Here is a 17,142-nt window from a genome sequence, read left to right as displayed (position 1 = left end):
TTGATGACCCGGCTTATAACAGATCCCGAATTCTGGCTATCAAGCCAATGGCCTCATCGTTATCGCCGTGCACACATATTGTGTCTGCTTCAATCGGAATGACAAAACCGTCGGCGCTGGTTACCTTGCCGTAATGGGCGATCTGCTGTACCTGACCGAGGATGTCATCTTCATTTTTCAGCACGGCATTAGGCATTGAACGGGGAGTCAGTGTCCCGTTTGCTAAATAAGTCCGGTCTGCGAAGGCTTCAAACAGCAGCGGGACATCGTAACGGTCGGCAATATCCAGATAGTCCTGGTTATTGGATGAAGCCAAGATCATCAGCGGCAGATTAAAGCAGGACACGGCATCGACTACGGCGCGAAAAATGCTTTGGTCGCGCATCATGTCGTTGTAAAGCGCGCCATGTGGTTTGACATAACCAAGCTCGGCATTTTTGCTCTCACACAGTGCTTTCAAAGCTCCAATCTGATAGATCAGCAGTTCGCAGATTTCTTCTTCATTAAAGGCCATGGAACGGCGCCCGAAACCTTGTAAATCCGGATAGCCGGGATGGGCACCGATCATGACATCGTGCTGTAACGCGAGATCGATAGTTTTGCTCATCACATGCGGATCTGAGGCATGAAAGCCGCAGGCAATATTGGCCATATCCACATAAGGCATTACCTGGTCATCGGCCCCCATAGTCCAGGCTCCGAAGCTCTCGCCCATATCACAATTGAGTTTGATTGTTCGTTTCGTCACCGGTTTACTGTCCTTGAGGGTTAAAGGATGAATTTTACAGAGCACAGCATTATACGCATTGCTCGTTTTATGCTTGCTGTCTTTGCTTGTTCACCGTTTGTGCATACTCTTTTCTATGCGCCACCTAATCAGCTTAGGCAATTTTGCCTGGAGTGATGCAGCTCTGGCGGAGTTTTTGCCTGGCGATGGCTGCCTTAGCATCTGAGGCTAAAAGAGCGATAGATTCTAGTGTGCTGTTTCTTCAGGCTTTGTCTACATTTTTTTAGTCAAGATCAGCAACATTGAATGCATATTGGATTGACATACTGCCGGGCAGCTTCCTCCGGCGGTCACAAAAACAGTGCTGCCAAATCAGCTGAGTAGCATCATCGCGCTTATTGCTTGTGGTGGCAGAGTTTGGCTTGACTTGCCCCGCTTTGGGTAAAAATCGCAGATTGTTAAATGATCTCAGTAACTAATGTCGCTACAATATGCGCAAACGCAAAGGAGGCTAGTGATGAAGGTTTTAGTAACAGGCGGGATGGGGTACATAGGTAGCCACACCTGTATTCAGATGATAGAAGCGGGAATGACGCCGGTCATTCTCGATAACCTGTACAACAGCAAATCGAGCGTTCTGGCACGAATTGAAAAAGTGACCGGTGTGCAGCCGCAGTTTGTGCAGGGCGACATTCGCGACAAAGCGTTGCTGGTTGAACTGATGCAACACCACCAGATTGAATCGGTTATTCACTTTGCCGGATTGAAGGCGGTCGGTGAATCGGTACAAAAGCCGTTGGAATACTATGATAATAATGTTAACGGCACCCTGGTACTGGTGGATGCAATGCGTGAAGCCGGCGTGAAATCTCTGGTTTTCAGCTCTTCTGCTACCGTGTATGGCGATCCGGCCAGCGTGCCAATTACGGAAGATTTTCCGACCAGCGCGACCAACCCCTATGGGCGCAGTAAACTGATGGTGGAAGAGTGTCTGACGGATTTTCAGGCTGCGAACCCGGACTGGAGCATTACGCTGCTGCGTTACTTTAACCCGGTCGGCTCTCATCCGTCAGGTGAACTGGGTGAAGACCCGCAAGGTATTCCCAACAATCTGATGCCATTTGTGTCCCAGGTTGCAGTTGGACGGCGTGAATTCTTGTCGGTATTTGGCAGCGATTATCCAACTAAAGATGGCACTGGTGTCCGTGACTATATCCATGTGATGGATTTGGCTGATGGTCATATCGCCGCACTGCAACGGGTTGGCGCAAAAGCCGGTCTGCATATTTATAATCTGGGCACGGGTAATGGTTACAGTGTGCTGGAGATGGTGAAAGCCTTTGAACAGGCATCGCAAAAGCCCGTACCTTATCAATTGGTTGCACGTCGCCCGGGTGATATTGCGGAGTGTTGGGCTGACCCAACCAAGGCGCAGCAGGAGTTGGACTGGCAGGCTAAACGTAGCCTGGAAGAGATGACCACCGACACCTGGCGCTGGCAGTCAGCGAACCCGCAGGGCTATCCGGACGCATAATCTGGTGCTTTATCCGTGTGGTAATAAAAAGCCGGTCAGTTCACTGAACTGACCGGCTTTTTTGTCAGACTGTATCTAACATAAGCAGAGGTGCCGCTTGTGGGCCAGCCATTACCGAACCATTCGCAGCATGCTCATCAGTTGGTGTGATAACGAGCCAGGATTTTACTCAGGTTTTCGGTTGCCTGAGCGATGCTGGCAATACCGGCTGACGACTGCTGCGCTACGCTGCGGATCGCGTTGGACTGGCTGCGGATATCACTCAGTTCTGCGGCGATGCCATTGGCAACCGAACTCTGCTCTTCAGCTGAAGTCGAGATTTGAATACTCATATCATTAATGCGTTGGGCCGAATCGGCAATCTGGTTGATATCCTGGCCGATATCTGCGACCAGATCACTGCTGCTTTGCGCCTGGGAGACGGTTTGCTGCGTCATATCGGCGATGTTTCTGCTTTCAGCCTGCAGTTTTTCTATCATCGACTGAATTTCAACCGTCGCCTTTTGCGTGCGTCCTGCCAGCGTGCGGACTTCGTCCGCAACGACGGCAAAGCCACGTCCTTGCTCACCGGCGCGCGCCGCTTCAATGGCCGCATTCAGCGCCAGCAGGTTGGTCTGTTCTGAAATCGCATTAATCGCAGTGATGACTTCGTTAATCTGAATCGCGTTTTCGTTCAGCGTGGTCACCGAAGAGGAAGTCTGAGAAATGAAATGTGATAGTTGGTTGATTTCATTAATGGCCTGCTCGACACGTTGGCGGCTGCTATCGACCTGCAGTGCGTCTTGCTCAGCCTGTTGTGTCGCTTGCTGTGAAATCCCCGACACCTCCTGAGCAGAAGCGGTCATTTCTTCCATCGCCGTGGCTGCAGAATCGAGGGAGGCGTATTGCTGGTGGATCTGGGATTCACTCTCTTTCATCTCACGGGCAAAAGTAGTCGAACTCTCACGCAGAGTTGCTGAGTTGCCCTTTACCGTCACCACCAGATCGGTCAGGGTATCCATCGCGTTATCGAGTGCGCAGCCAATGGTGCCGAATTCATCACGTCCCGGATAAAAGCCCAGGCGAGAAGTCAAATCACCGTCCGCAATCTTAAGCGTGGTGGTGTAAAGCACCCACAGCGCCCCGCCGATAAACGTCGCCACCCAATAAGTAAATATCGCAAACGGGATGGCCCACAGATAAGTCAGAGCAAAAGAGGTCATTGCAGCAGAGCGGGTTGCCGCTTCCTGAGCAGAAAAGTCTTCTGACAACGCGAAAATACCACCGTTTTGCGCTTGCGCCGTAGCGGTCACTTTACCGTTTAAGTATGAGGTTGGGGACAATGTATTGCGGCTTTGTAAACCCGGCAGCGTATTCACGTCACCGTGACTCAGCATACCCTGTAATTTATATTCAACCGCCTGTTTCGATTGGGTTTCGAATTGGTCGAGAGTGTCAACATAACGCAGGGCGGCCAGGCTGGATATGGCAGCGATAAACAGGGTAAAGATGACCCACATTTTGTCGTTGATGGACATCTTGATAAACACGCGGTCAATCGTCCTGAATTGAACTTCTTTCATGGTTACTCCGATGCAGATGAAAGTACGCTTAAACTCTGCATATCGTACCTGTTAACTTGCTGTGCATTGCATAAATTAATGAAATGTATGTTATTGAAATGTCAGAATTGAGACTTATATCATATTTATTGGCGTATAAAAAAAGGTGGCCTGAATAGGTCACCCTTTGTGGTGTTTTTCATCGTTCAGAGTGAACGATGAAAAACTTGTGAAATGGTTCAGCCAAGTGCAGGCAAGATTCCGAATGTGATCATCAGCTGCGCCCCAATGATCACAACGCCGACGACGCCTGTCAGTATTAGAGCTGGAGTGCCACCCATGACCTGGTAATACTCTTGATCCGAGGTTTGACGGCGAACGCGCACGACCATGCTCAGTGGCAGGAAAATCGCCAGAACTGCCAGCGCGATAGCTGCGTAACCCAGAGCCATGATAAAACCCTGCGGGTAAAACAGCGCGAACATCAGCGGCGGAATAAAGGTGATCAGAGCGGCGGTCACGCGCTTGATCGTGCCACTTTTGTGTGCACTTTTCTTATTGATGGAGTCGCCCATGAATTCAAACAGGCCCAGACTCACACCAAGGAAAGAAGTCAGCAGAGCCAAATCAGCAAATACCCCGATAACGCTGCTCAGATTCGATTGATGAACTGTCTGCGCCAGAGTGCCAATCAGAGCACTCAGGCCAGCGTTTTCGACCAAATCAGGTTGGCTGACCACACCCAGAGTCACGATTTGCCAGAAGACGTAAATGAGCAGTGGGATGGCTGACCCCACCACGATCGCTTTGCGCAATGATGGTGTGTGCCCATCCAGGTAGTTGACGATGGCCGGAATACTGCCGTGAAAACCGAATGAGGTGAAAATAACCGGAATTGACGCTATCACCAGACCTTGTCCCAGCGGCATGCTCAGCAGGTAAGACTCCGAAACATTCGGTGCCAGAAAGCTCAGTACCATCACCATAGTCACCATTTTACCGGTAAATAGCAGGCGGTTTACTTTGTCGACCGTGCCAGTGCCAATGGTTACAACGGCTGCAACAAGCAGAGTAAACAGCAGCGTACCTGCCGTGCCGCTAACCTGGATACCAGCCAGCTCTGAAATACGGCTGCTAAACTGTGCGCCGCCCCCGGCAATGTATGCTGCGCAAAGTGCGTAGAAAAGGAACAGCATAGCGAACGTGGCGATCCATTTACCTTTGGTACCGAGGATCTGTTTGGCCAGGGTGTGAAGCGTAGCACTTTTATCTGCATATTGGTGAATTTCCACCATCAGCAAGGCGGTAAATGCCATCAGGGCCCACAGGGCGAACATGATCATCAGAGAGGTTGAAAAACCGATTCCAGCCGATGCCAGCGGCAGAGCCAGCATCCCGGCTCCAATCGTGGTGCCGGCGATAATCAAAGTACTGCCAAAAAGCTTTGATTTCATCATAGTGTAAATATTCTTATACAGTTGTTGTGGTTGCATAGTGCGTTGTGCGAATAATGAGCGCTGATAACTGCCATATTCGCTAGATTTTGGCTATTTTGTAGCAGGAATAAGGTTTGGTCAATGCGTTTGTAAAAATAAAAATCCAAAACCGTAAATAATTTCGTACATCTGTCGAAGCCAAGATAATGATCGGTGAAAGAGTGGAGTGTGCGAACAACCTATGATAAACATCATACTTTACTGCAAAATGACTTTCGGTTTTCATTCGGGCGTCATATAAACGGTATAACATGGAATCTGGTCGCCCAGGGTGGGCAGGCCTGAACAAAAAGAAGGAGGTCAACAATGAGTGACCAATCAACACAGCAAGAAGAGAGTCTGGAGCTGCTTGATGCGCTGGAAATCGGCTTTGCGCTGACAGACTATAATGACGTCGAAGCCTTCGCTGAAGCGTCTTAATCACCATACCGGTTTGCATATTGACGATTAACCTATGAACTATCTCGCCCATTTGCATATTGCCGATCACTGTCAGAGTAGTCTGCTGGGCAACCTGCTGGGCGATTTTGTGAAAGGTGATCCCGACAGCCAATATGTGGCTCCCATCGCCAGCGGGATACGGCTGCATCGGCTGGTGGATGCCTATACCGATAGTCATCCTGTCATTTCGCATGCCAAACAATGCTTTAGCGCCGATACCCGTCGTTTCGCACCCATTGCCCTCGATATGTTCTGGGATCACTGTCTGGCCAGTCAGTGGGCCCACTATCATGACCTGAGTTTATCGCGTTTTGTGCGTCAGGCGCACCAGCGCGTAACCCGTGAGCAAGCTATTACATTTGCTGCAGCCACTAATTTTTCTGAAACCAGAGCGTCTTCTGAACCGATCGCGTCTCCTCAACCCATCGCCCTGCCGGACCGTTTTAACCGCGTCTCCGGTGCGATGTGGCAGGGCGGCTGGCTTGAATCCTACGCAGAACTCAGCAATATCGAATTTGCTCTGCAGCGTATGTCGCAACGCAGTGTGCGTATGGGGAAGCTGGCGCACTGCTTTGATGGTCTAAGCCGCCATTACTCCCGCTTAGCCGAGCTATTTACCGTCCTGTATCCGGATGTATTAGAGAAAGCCAAACGCTCTGAGCTCTGATACAATTCGCGCCCATTCAACACATTCACATCCGTTTATGTCTCTCTGTGTGAGATAAACCGGTTCATTGTTTAAGAGATTCTGATATGTCCGAAACGACTTCGACCTTTGTTTCTTTAGGTATTGCCCCAGAACTGGTGCAACAGCTCGATAGGCTGGGGATAAAAACACCGACTGAAATTCAGGCGCAAGCCATACCGCCGGTATTAAATGGCCAGGATGTATTAGCCGGAGCACAAACCGGAACGGGTAAAACGGCCGCATTTGGTTTGCCTGTCATTCAGCGCTTCGTCAATCAGCCGAAAGCACGCGAAGCAAACTCGAAAGATATTCGGGCATTAGTTTTGGTTCCGACCCGCGAACTGGCGCAGCAGGTATTTGATAACCTGACGGCCTATGCCGCTGACAGTGAGCTGAAAATTGTCACCGCGTACGGCGGAACTAGTATGAAAGTCCAGGTTCAGAACCTCAAAGGCGGTGCAGACATTCTGATTGCAACGCCAGGACGTTTACTCGACCATGCCCATGTGAAAACACTCTATCTGGGTAACACGGAAGTATTAGTGCTTGATGAAGCGGATCGCATGCTTGATATGGGCTTTATGCCCGATATTCAACGTGTGCTGCGTAAGCTGCCGCGAGAGCGCCAGACGCTGTTTTTCTCGGCGACGTTCGACAGCAAGATCAAAGCAGTAGCGTATCGTATGATGCAGACGCCGGCTGAATTACAGGTTACCCCGACCAACTCAACCGCTGAAACGGTGCAGCAGATGGTGTATCCGGTTGATAAAAGGCGCAAACGTGAATTGCTGGCTTACCTCATCGGCTCACGTAACTGGCAACAAGTGCTGGTGTTTACTCGCACTCGGCAGGGCAGTGATGATTTGGCTAAAGAGCTCAAACTCGATGGTATCAAAGCAGCCTCAATCAATGGCGATAAAAGCCAGGGCGCAAGGCAGAAAGCGTTAGAGGATTTTAAATCCGGTAAAGTGCGCGCGCTGATCGCGACCGATGTTGCCGCGCGTGGTATCGATATTGCCGAGTTAGAACAAGTGGTTAACTTTGATATGCCATTTAAGGCAGAAGATTATGTGCACCGTATTGGCCGTACCGGTCGTGCAGGCAAAAGTGGTTTTGCGGTCTCACTAATGAGCCCGGATGAGGAGCCTTTGCTGGAAGCGATTGAACGTCTGCTTGACCAGCGTTTGCCACAGGAGTGGCTGCAAGGGTATGAACCTTCTCTGGAGGTGCAGATGGATGAAAGCCAGGCTCCGCGCCGTAAAGGTCGCTCTGCTGACAAGCGTAAGATGAAAGCCAAGCTGAAAATCCACGCTAACCGCGGTAAGAAAAAATAGTGCTGTGGTTAGGTTTAGGTGGTTAGGTTTAGCGGGAACCTGAACCAGGCGGCATAAAGTTAACTAATCAAATAGGGGCTGGATATACAGCCCCTATTTGATCCGAATAAAGAGTCAGTTTACTGCATTATTTTATAAGACTTAATTTGCTAAGCTTGATAACGCTTATTTGTCTGATAATGATGCCCGACACGGTAACGTTTCTTCTTCGCGGTCTTTGTTGTCGTCCTGACAACATAGAGTCACGCACTGTTTTTCCCAATCATAATCATGGGGATGTAACAGAGCTTTGACTGAGGTCGGTTTTAACACCGCTTCCTCCGGAACATGGAATTTCTGCGCCATCATCTGGTTGAACAGTTGCCAGTGACGCAGCAGGCAGTCATCGACATCATCGGTTTCATCTGACCAGGTATCTTTGAGCAGTGGCGTCATGCTGGCAGCACTGTGGGCAAACATGATGAGGTGCCACTTGGTTTCCCAGATATTTATCGGTGTTTCGGGATATTGCTCATTGTATTGTTCGGCGAGCGCTGCGATTAATGCTTCCATTTCACCTGCATTATCAATGAAATAGTCGACTAGGGCATTTTCCTGACGGGCAGCATCGGCAATCAGCTGGATCGGCTGTTTGATGATCAGGGCATGAGCCAGAATCCGGATCAGGAAACGATAAAGTTTGATATTGGCTGGTGTGTCAGCAGGAATATGGGCAATCACGGTTCGGATGTAGGACTGCATATACAGATGCAGGCCATCGCTGATGCTGTGCCAGATTTTTTCTTTACTGCCGAAATGATGGCGGATCAGGCTATGGGACACACCTGCTTTTTCACTGATGTGACGTAGCGACACCCTGGCATAACCCAACTCGCAGAACATCTCTGCAGCGACTTTGAGAATATGGTATCGGGTCTTTTGTGCATCCTGGGCGCTGCGTCGCCCCTGTCTTTTTTCAGTCATTATATTCTTTGTCCGTCTGGTCGGCCGATGTTGTACCAGATCTGATCAGGAGTTTCACGGAAAAAAGTACGCTCTTACGGACTGTTTGGCTATTTATCCACCCTGTGAGGCATAATAAGCAGCAATGTCATGTAAGTCCTCATCATTCAGCCTTTGCAACTGGATTTGCATCATACGTGCCATGGGGCCGTTACGGTCACCGTTTTGATAGGCTCGCATGGCTTGCAACAGATACAGTTCATCCTGTCCTCGCAGATTAGGGTAGCGCCCCTGCAGCGCGATGCCATCTTTGCCGTGGCAAAATGGGCAACTGGGTATCTTTGTTTGTCCGAGAATGGGATCGCCGTCATATGCAAATGAGGTAAGAGTGATAAGGCACATACTAATGAAAAGTGATAAACGCATGGTTAGCTCTCAGTAAAATCGTCTCTCAAGGCTACTGTTTGCTCTTGGGGTAAGCTCAAGATTATTTTGGAGAAATGTGGCTCTGACAATGTTACGGCCCTCCGATATTGCGTAGAAGCAAAGTCGGAAGGTACTTGTCTTAGGTAAAGAGAACAAGCACATAAAACGTTTAGATGGATTTGAACGGCGCTTAGTTTTCGATAGGTAAATTTCGTCAGGTAAATAATGACCTAACTGCAGACTTACAAATAGCCGCACAGCCGGGCTTTGCTCAGGCAGGCGATGGTTTTGCTGTCGGTGATGTCACCATTGATAATCTTCTGTTCCAGTTGCTGCACCGACAGCTCGACGACTTCGATGACTTCATCCTCATCACAGCCCAGCCGATTGGTTTTGCTTAGCTGTTTTGCCACGTACAAATACTGGATTTCATCACAAAAACCAGCCAGTGGTGTCACGGACCCAAGTGCAATCATTTCGTTTGCGCTGTAGCCAGTCTCTTCCTCCAGTTCCCGGTGCGCGCAGGTCAGTGAGCATTCACCGCGCTCCATGGTTCCGGCAGGTAGCTCAAGCAACCATTTTTTCAGTGACGGACGAAATTGATGCACCAGGACGATCTTGTTTTGGGCTGTGACGGGCAAAATAACCGCTGCGCCGGGATGTTCGATGGTGGTATGAGTAATCGTGTGTCCGTTAGGTAGCTGCACCTCTTCTTCGGTCAGTGCAATAGTTTTCCAGCTGTGTATGGTTTTGCTCATGCGGGGGTACTTCGTGTCCGGTAGTCGCGAACCAGAGGTTATCTCCGGCTTGGCCTTCACCTTATCTTACTTCTCTCTCGGACCCAAATACAATTGTGCGACACTTGATGGCACTTATTCGCCGTTGATAGAGTATTCGTTCAGATTATGAACGTTATATCTGCAATCATTGATTCTGCATTACGGCCGCAGGCAGGAATCTGATATAAAGTCGTGTTGAAATGAAATTTAACTTGTAACAAAATGATAACAAATGTATAAATTTATTAATTCAAATGCCCTTTTTTCACCCCGCCGTGGAGCGATTTAATGATCAATCCTTCTTCTGCCTCGCACGCGCAACAGGCGTTGCTCTCCGAACGCATCAATAAACTGGCCAAAGCGCTGTCTGACGGTGTGTACGAACGTGAAGGTACCATCAAGCTATGTCTGCTTGCTGCACTGTCCGGCGAAAGCGTTTTTTTACTTGGTCCTCCGGGGATTGCCAAAAGTCTGATAGCAAAGCGCCTCATTCAGGCCTTTGATAATAGCAGTTATTTTGAATATCTGATGACACGTTTCTCGACTCCGGAAGAAGTCTTCGGGCCACTGAGTATTCAGGAATTGAAAGATAACGGGCGTTACGTACGCCTGACGGACGGTTATCTGCCGACCTCGCAGGTGGTTTTTCTGGATGAGATCTGGAAAGCGGGTCCGGCCATTTTGAATACCTTGCTGACGGTCGTTAACGAGAAAACCTTCAAAAATGGTAATGAGATCGAGAAAGTGCCGATGCGTCTGCTGGTCTCTGCATCCAACGAATTGCCCGATGAAGACAGCGGCCTTGAAGCCTTGTATGACCGTATGTTGGTGCGAGTGTTTGTTAACCGTATTCAAAATAAACAGAATTTTAAATCCATGCTGACGGTCGGTACGCCGCAAGAAGCGAGTATCCCGCCAGGCTTGGCGATTACCGATGCAGAGTATCATCAGTGGCAGGCTCAGCTTGACAAGCTTGCTCTGGGTGACGACGTATTTGAAAAGCTGTATCAGCTTAAGACACTGCTCGAACAGGCGGTGGAACGCAGCAATCTGGCTGAGATGGATATGTATGTGTCCGATCGACGCTGGAAAAAAGCGGTCAAGCTACTCAAAGCCAGCGCCTTTTTTAACGGTCGCAGTGCCATCAATCCGCTTGACTTGCTGCTGTTGCAGGACTGTTTGTGGAACAGTCCTGAGTCCCGTGATGTGGTACGTGATGTGATTCGTGAATTTGCCTTGCGTCATGCCTTTGACCAGTCCCAGGTCGAGCAACAGATTACCTTATGCCGTGAAGATTTATCTTCTATCCAGGATGAACTGGAAGCGGATTTTGGTATGCACTTGTCGACAGAGACCTCGACCGGCCTGATCAAAAAGCAGATCCATCACTATGATATCCGCGGCGCTAAAACCTATCGCATCGGTGCGGCTTATGACTTGGTCAAAATGGTGCTGCTGCAGAGCAATATGTCGGTATCCGAGTCGGAGAAAGGCGACAGTCGCTGGGTTTATCTGCCAAAAAACGAACTGGAGCGAGTGATCAAAGATGGCCACGGCGATGTGTACGGCTATGTGAACCAGAATACCAATTTGTGTCGTCTGCGCTTTGATGTCGATGCAGGCGATCAACTGGTCATTAAAGATATCGCCAACCGCTCGGTATTGGTTTCTCTGGTGACAGAGCAGGGGCTGGACAATGAACGTTATCAGGAGTGGCTGCGTAAGGCAGAGCAGGCGATGGCACAGCTTTCTGACGCCGAACATCACCTGCGCAAAGTGCGTTCAACGTTCCATGGCGCGTTGCCTCACAACTTTATTGACCCCGAGCTGCCTACCGCAATGGAAGCGACCCTGCAGCAATTGCAACAACAACTGGAAATCATACAAACGGAGTGTGAAAAGAGCGTATTACGTTATCGTAATCTCGACCAGTTTTTCTCGTAGGTGACTTATGCTTGGTGTGGACGGATTGAATCTGGCCCTAATGATTGCGGACTCCGGTATTATCGATAGTGCCGTCAACGATTTAATGGGTCGTTCACAATTAATGATGATGGCCGAAAGCCGCGGGGTCAAATCCACGGTCAAAAACCATCTGCTTAAATGGCGTGGCAGCGTTAAGAAGCGCATTACGCGGGTGTGTGAAACTGAGCGCTTCCAGGAGGAGCTTTCTCTTTACCAGGCAGTGATTCACTGGGATGAGGAGATGTTTTTTGAGCGCATCAATGATGTGGTCAAACAGCTGGAGTGGCATTCTGCATTCTATTTGCCGGCCCGTCGTCTGTTGGAAAAGAACAAGGGTATCCACAACCCGATGTTCCCGCACTATTTTTGCGATCAATGGTATCAGTCGTTAACGGACGCGATTAAGCAAGCTCAGGTGATGGAGCTGGAAGCGAACAAGGAAAAACTGCTGGCTGACCTCTATCAGCGCATGGAAACTCTGCGCAACATGGATAAGGTGACGGAGTCGGGTGATGCCGGCAGTGTTGGCCGTTTATGGGATATGGCGTCGGCGAAACTGAGTCGTGGTGATCTGTCTGTGATGAAGCGGCACGCGGAATTTCTCAAGAAGAACCAAGGGCTGCAAGACATTGCCGAGAAGCTGGGCCGAATGGCCAGTGATGTGGATGATCCGGATCTCAATCGGGCGCCGACAGAAGAGTTGCAATTGGTGGAAGAGAAATCCGATGAAGCCACCGATGATATTGTCGGCATTCACGAAAGTGATGATCTCAATAAGTTGCTGCCCAACGAAACGCTGTTTCTGGCTTATCCGGAACTGGAAGTGGTGTTTTATAAGCACTTAATCGACAAGCGGTTGATGAACTATCGCATGCAGGGCAAGTCCCGGACGTTACGCAAAGTCAAAGCGCATCGTCCGGATAATCAGCAGGCTGACATTGAGAAAGGACCGTTTATTGTGTGTGTGGATGCATCAGGTTCTATGAACGGTTTCCCGGAGCAATGCGCGAAGGCGATGGCCTATGCTCTGATGCAGATTGCCCTGGCAGAAGACCGCGATTGTTATGTGATGCTGTTTTCGACCGAGCATATTACCTATGAACTGACGCGCCAGGATGGCCTGCGTGAGGCGAGCGACTTCCTTAGTTACGCCTTTCATGGTGGCACCGACCTTGAGCCGGTGATGCTCAAATCGATTGAGCTGATGAGCAGTGGTCGTTATAAAAATGCCGATATGGTGGTGATTTCCGATTTCATCGCCCCTAAACAGGATGAAGAGGTTCTGGCCCAGGTTAAACGACTGAAAGCCGGAAAAAACCGTTTTCATGCTCTTAGTTTGTCCAAATATGGTAACCCGGAGTTGATGAGCATGTTTGATCACTGTTGGCACTATCATCCCAATCTGGTCGGACGATTGATGAAAAAATGGTGATACCCGGTGATTGACGCTATTTTTGCCGTATAAATATTCAGTTTGGTTTATTTGTCAGCAACTAAACAAGAAAATGATTTTTTTGTTTGACTCTCCCGGCTCAATCCGTAAAGTGTGCATCGAACGCAGCGGGAGAGCCCGATGCAAGTTCAAGGTAAGGCGCGTTGGCAGAGTGGCCATGCAGCGGATTGCAAATCCGTGGACCTCGGTTCGACTCCGGGACGCGCCTCCATTCTTGCCTTGAACGTCAGACGACCAGCCAAGAGCTGGTTTTTTTATACCTGAAATTCCGGTGTGAATATTCCAATCTGATTTAACTGTGGTCCAAAGCTAACTTCGCCTTTTCTGTTATCCGGGGTTCTGTTTCGCCGGGCGTTGTGCTAACCGGAATCAGCCAGGTGACTGACATGACCCGATTAGCACGGTTCGGGTAGTGGCTCTTACCGGTAATAGTGCTGCAGGAGCGCTTGTGTCTGCTGTACCGAAATGTCCATCTGAGGCCAGAGGCGAGCTTTGTGTTCGAGAGCTTGTAATCGGTTGCGCTCCGGCTTCAGTGAGCTGCCAAAGCGCTGATTTAAAAACTGGTAGTTTGCACTGACGCGTTCGAGAGAAAATGTCGTCGGATTCAAATCAAGGCGATAACCACGAAACAGCCACTGCAGGCCATGATAAACCGCCAGATGATAAACGGAGTGATGGTCTTCTTCGGCATAATAGCGGCTGGTGATATCTCTTTCAGGTGCTGTCTGGCGTTGTTTCTGCTCAGAGGCTTGCAGGATTTGATCGGCAAATTTCAGCAGTTGGTCACGATGGAATTTGGAACGGCCAAATCCCGGGGTGTAAGGATTATTAGCAATCGCGATAAAGAGCGAGGACGGAAAGTGCGGCTTCTGTTTGAGCCGCTGCGTCAGTTGCTCGCTATGACGGGGAAAATCAAACCACAGACTGGCATCAATCGAGATAATTCCTTGAAAAGCATCATTATCTTGCGTAAACGCATCCAGGGCCAGCAAGCCACCCAGAGAATGGCCGACTAACAACGCTGGGCGTGTGGTACGAAACTGCTGTTCAATCTCCTGGCGTAACTCACGGATGAGGTAGGTTAAAAATTTGTCGCCACCACCAGTGGTAGCATAGGCTTTTCCTGCGGGCTGGCCATTAGGCAGCGTTTGAGTGTGGCTGGGAGTGTAATCCCGCATTCGGTCGGTGTTATGGATGGCGACGATGATCATCGCGGGCAGCGCGGGCATGAGCCCTCCCCGCAAAGAATCGGTGATACCGGCAACTTCTAGCAGGTGTTGCTCTCCATCCAGCAGATAAAGCACCGGAAAGTGCTGCCCGGTCTGTGAATCATATTCTTTGGGCAGATAAACGCTGTATTGTCGTTCTTCATTCAGAACGGATGAATGGTGGGTGTAGCTCAAAGCATAATTTACAGGTTGTGCCTGGGCTGTCGTGAAGCTCAACATTGCGATCAGAGTACTCAGTAGTTTTTTCATCATATAATGGTGTATCGGCGCTCGCTCATTTGGCCAGACTGATGCTAAACAGCGTGGCAGAAGATTCCCCGCCACGCCGCGTGTCTGGGTCGCTGAATAAAGGACTTTATCGGTATCAGTTAAATTTGTAGGTAAAACCAGCCATGACATTAGCGGGCTCACCATACATATTGAATGTCGTGGTAGAACCGACACGGTAGAAGTATTCGCGATCAAACAGGTTGTAAACATTGAGCGTTGCCTGCATGTTGTCGGTGATATCATAACGCAGGGCAGCATCAAAGATCGCGTAACCAGCCTGATGTGTGGTGACTCCGCTCTTGCTGAACGAGTAGTTGCTCAGCGCGGTCATACCACCACCGATGTGTAAGCCCGGGATCCAGTCAGCCAGGTGGTAGTCAGTCCACAATGACAATGAATGGTGCGGTATGGCATCAAACTTACCGTTGTGATCGCCTGACTTTTCATTAATGTCGGTATAGGTATAGCCGGTCATTGTCATCCAGTTATCGGTCAGGTAACCGGTCGCTTCAAGTTCTATGCCTTGTGTTTCGACTTTTCCGGTAGCCCAGTAGGTGTTGCTGATTGCCACACCACTGTCATCATAGGCTTGCGCGGCAATATTATTGTCTTTCATCAGGAACAGCGAGGCACGGGTATTCAGGCGGCCGTCAAGCAAGGCCGATTTGATACCGGTTTCCCACTGATGGCCCTCTCGCGGTTTCAGCATGTCGCCATTTTCATTTTGGCTGGTCTGTGGTTTAAAGACCTTGGAATAACTGGCGTACACAGAATGCTGATCGTTGAGGTCATAAACTACGCCAGCGTAAGGGGTCAGCTTAGCGTTGAAATCGTCTTCCTGTTTGGTGTCAGCCCCGGTGCTGATGACAGTATTCACCGTTTCCAGATCGTACCAGGATACCCGGGCGCCGGTAATGACCGCCAGAGGTTCCAGCAAACGCCAGGTCACCTTGCCATATAAACCGATCTCGGAAGACTCGGAATGGACATTTTTGCTGTAGCGGTAAGTCGGTTTAGTGACACTGGCCGGGTCATAATTAAACACGTTAATTGAGGCGATGCTACGGTTGGTGTAGCTTTGCACATCGGATTCATAGCGTTTGTAATCACTGCCCACGACCATTTCGCTGTGTAGCCCAAACAGATCAAACATCTGGCTGTAGTTGATGTCGAGAGACGTGTTTTTTTGCTGGTTAGCTTGCGCGCTGAACATCAATCCGGTGTTACCGTCTTCATCAACGGCGCCGTTGGTGTAAGTTTGCTCCAGGGACATGTCATGATCCATATAGCGCGCAGAAATCTGACCGACACCGCCATTGCTAAAAGCGTGCTGTAAAGAAAAGCCGACATCTGTGGTATCAGCATGAAAGTTGTCGTCATCCGCTCCCAGGTAGGTCGTACGGCTAATATCCAGCATAGAACCATCACTGTAGGCAGGCAGACCATTGGTGGGCACAATGTCTTTGGTTTGATGCAGAGCGTAGACAGAGAGCAGGGTGCGATCCGTCAGATCAAACTCCAGAGTACCGTAATAGGTGCCGTTGTCATTGTCGTTGTCATCGACCTGGTTTTTAATATCGGCATTAGCGACAACCATGCGCCCGCGTACGCTGCCTGAGTCATTCAGTGAACCACCCATATCCGCTTCGAGATAATGACGGTCCCAGCTGCCGTAACGTGCCGTCACTGAACCACTGAATTCTTCGGTGGGGCGCTTGAGAACCATGTTGATCACACCACCCAGTTCGCTGGTACTGTTAAATAAACCAGAGGGGCCGCGCATGATTTCTACCCGGTCTACAGCAGCCAGCGCAGGCAGAGTGCCGTATTTACTTTGCATCGGTGCCGGTAAGCCATTCAAATTGACTTCATCGTATTCATAGCCGCGCGAGAAGATGGACGAGCGTCCGCTGTCATTCACCATGGTACGTAACCCGGGGGTATATTTGGCCAGGTCGTCGACCGCAACAAAATTCCGCTCTTCAATGTAGTCATTGGTCAGCACCGTGATGGACTGAGGGATATCGCGCAGTGCCGCTGGTGTTTTGGTTCCGACTGTCGCTGAATCAACACCATAACCACCCGTCTCTTCAGAAGAGGCCATACCGTACAGGGGGTTACCGTATACCACGAGGAGCTCTTTAGAAGATGATTCCGCTGCTTCGGTGTGGTTTTCCTGTCTGGTGTAGTTCTCCTGTCCGGTGTTGTGGTGCTCTTGGGCGAAAAGCGATGGAGATGCAGTCACACCAAGTGCAAGACTGACCGCGATGGCTAAAGGGCGCAGATGAGTAGTATTAGCGACAACCATGAATATTAA

General features: G+C 49.8%; 13 protein-coding genes and 1 tRNA gene. 6 read left to right on the top strand and 8 right to left on the bottom strand.

All coding sequences use genetic code 11. The features are described from left to right. Positions 1–13: 13 nt before the first annotated feature. On the bottom strand, positions 14–748 hold the full coding sequence (locus J0X00_RS00240) for a 5-oxoprolinase subunit PxpA (protein WP_282476696.1): 735 nt from the start codon (positions 746–748) through the stop codon (positions 14–16). A gap of 496 nt (positions 749–1,244) precedes the next feature. Between J0X00_RS00240 and galE the strand changes: the two genes are divergently transcribed. Continuing rightward, entirely contained in the window at positions 1,245–2,261 is a 1,017-nt protein-coding gene (galE, locus tag J0X00_RS00235; protein ID WP_282476695.1) for a UDP-glucose 4-epimerase GalE, read from the top strand. A gap of 137 nt (positions 2,262–2,398) precedes the next feature. Here the strand turns inward: galE and J0X00_RS00230 are convergent, their stop codons facing one another. Then, positions 2,399–3,823, bottom strand: coding sequence for a methyl-accepting chemotaxis protein (locus J0X00_RS00230; protein WP_282476694.1), 1,425 nt, complete (start codon positions 3,821–3,823; stop codon positions 2,399–2,401). A 218-nt stretch (positions 3,824–4,041) separates the two neighbouring features. Then, positions 4,042–5,259, bottom strand: coding sequence for an aromatic amino acid transport family protein (locus J0X00_RS00225; RefSeq protein ID WP_282476693.1), 1,218 nt, complete (start codon positions 5,257–5,259; stop codon positions 4,042–4,044). Between the two features lie 493 nt (positions 5,260–5,752). Between J0X00_RS00225 and J0X00_RS00220 the strand changes: the two genes are divergently transcribed. Continuing rightward, on the top strand, positions 5,753–6,406 hold the full coding sequence (locus tag J0X00_RS00220) for an ACP phosphodiesterase (protein ID WP_282476692.1): 654 nt from the start codon (positions 5,753–5,755) through the stop codon (positions 6,404–6,406). An 86-nt stretch (positions 6,407–6,492) separates the two neighbouring features. Continuing rightward, on the top strand, positions 6,493–7,761 hold the full coding sequence (locus J0X00_RS00215; protein WP_282476691.1) for a DEAD/DEAH box helicase: 1,269 nt from the start codon (positions 6,493–6,495) through the stop codon (positions 7,759–7,761). A gap of 165 nt (positions 7,762–7,926) precedes the next feature. On the opposite strand, the gene J0X00_RS00210 is transcribed toward J0X00_RS00215, so the two are convergent. The 3 genes from J0X00_RS00210 to J0X00_RS00200 form a co-directional block, all read right to left on the bottom strand. Beyond that, positions 7,927–8,724, bottom strand: coding sequence for a TetR/AcrR family transcriptional regulator (locus J0X00_RS00210; protein ID WP_136483946.1), 798 nt, complete (start codon positions 8,722–8,724; stop codon positions 7,927–7,929). A gap of 93 nt (positions 8,725–8,817) precedes the next feature. Continuing rightward, entirely contained in the window at positions 8,818–9,129 is a 312-nt protein-coding gene (locus J0X00_RS00205; RefSeq protein ID WP_282476690.1) for a cytochrome c, read from the bottom strand. A 242-nt stretch (positions 9,130–9,371) separates the two neighbouring features. Beyond that, on the bottom strand, positions 9,372–9,887 hold the full coding sequence (locus J0X00_RS00200; RefSeq protein ID WP_136483948.1) for an NUDIX hydrolase: 516 nt from the start codon (positions 9,885–9,887) through the stop codon (positions 9,372–9,374). Between the two features lie 309 nt (positions 9,888–10,196). Here J0X00_RS00200 and J0X00_RS00195 point away from each other — a divergent pair, with 309 nt between their 5' ends. The 3 genes from J0X00_RS00195 (at position 10,197) to J0X00_RS00185 (ending at position 13,537) form a co-directional block, all read left to right on the top strand. Then, the gene (locus tag J0X00_RS00195) at positions 10,197–11,852 is read left to right on the top strand and encodes an ATPase RavA domain-containing protein (protein ID WP_282476689.1); all 1,656 of its coding nucleotides are present in this window, start codon (positions 10,197–10,199) and stop codon (positions 11,850–11,852) included. A gap of 7 nt (positions 11,853–11,859) precedes the next feature. Continuing rightward, complete coding sequence (gene viaA, locus J0X00_RS00190; protein ID WP_136483950.1) at positions 11,860–13,305, top strand: ATPase RavA stimulator ViaA; 1,446 nt, start codon at positions 11,860–11,862, stop codon at positions 13,303–13,305. Positions 13,306–13,463: 158 nt separating this feature from the next. Beyond that, positions 13,464–13,537 (top strand) — tRNA-Cys (locus J0X00_RS00185). Positions 13,538–13,745: 208 nt separating this feature from the next. Here the strand turns inward: J0X00_RS00185 and J0X00_RS00180 are convergent. Together J0X00_RS00180 and J0X00_RS00175 are read right to left on the bottom strand one after the other, a co-directional pair. After that, positions 13,746–14,954, bottom strand: coding sequence for an alpha/beta hydrolase-fold protein (locus tag J0X00_RS00180; protein WP_282476688.1), 1,209 nt, complete (start codon positions 14,952–14,954; stop codon positions 13,746–13,748). Continuing rightward, entirely contained in the window at positions 14,920–17,133 is a 2,214-nt protein-coding gene (locus J0X00_RS00175; RefSeq protein ID WP_282476687.1) for a TonB-dependent siderophore receptor, read from the bottom strand. The genes J0X00_RS00180 and J0X00_RS00175 overlap by 35 nt, the downstream gene beginning before the upstream one ends. Positions 17,134–17,142: the final 9 nt, after the last annotated feature.

The sequence above is a fragment of the Vibrio sp. ABG19 genome (assembly GCF_029962385.1).
GTDB classification, from domain to species: domain Bacteria; phylum Pseudomonadota; class Gammaproteobacteria; order Enterobacterales; family Vibrionaceae; genus Vibrio; species Vibrio ostreae.
The sequence above is the reverse complement of the archived record's forward strand: the minus strand, read 5'-3'. Positions and strand labels throughout refer to the sequence as shown.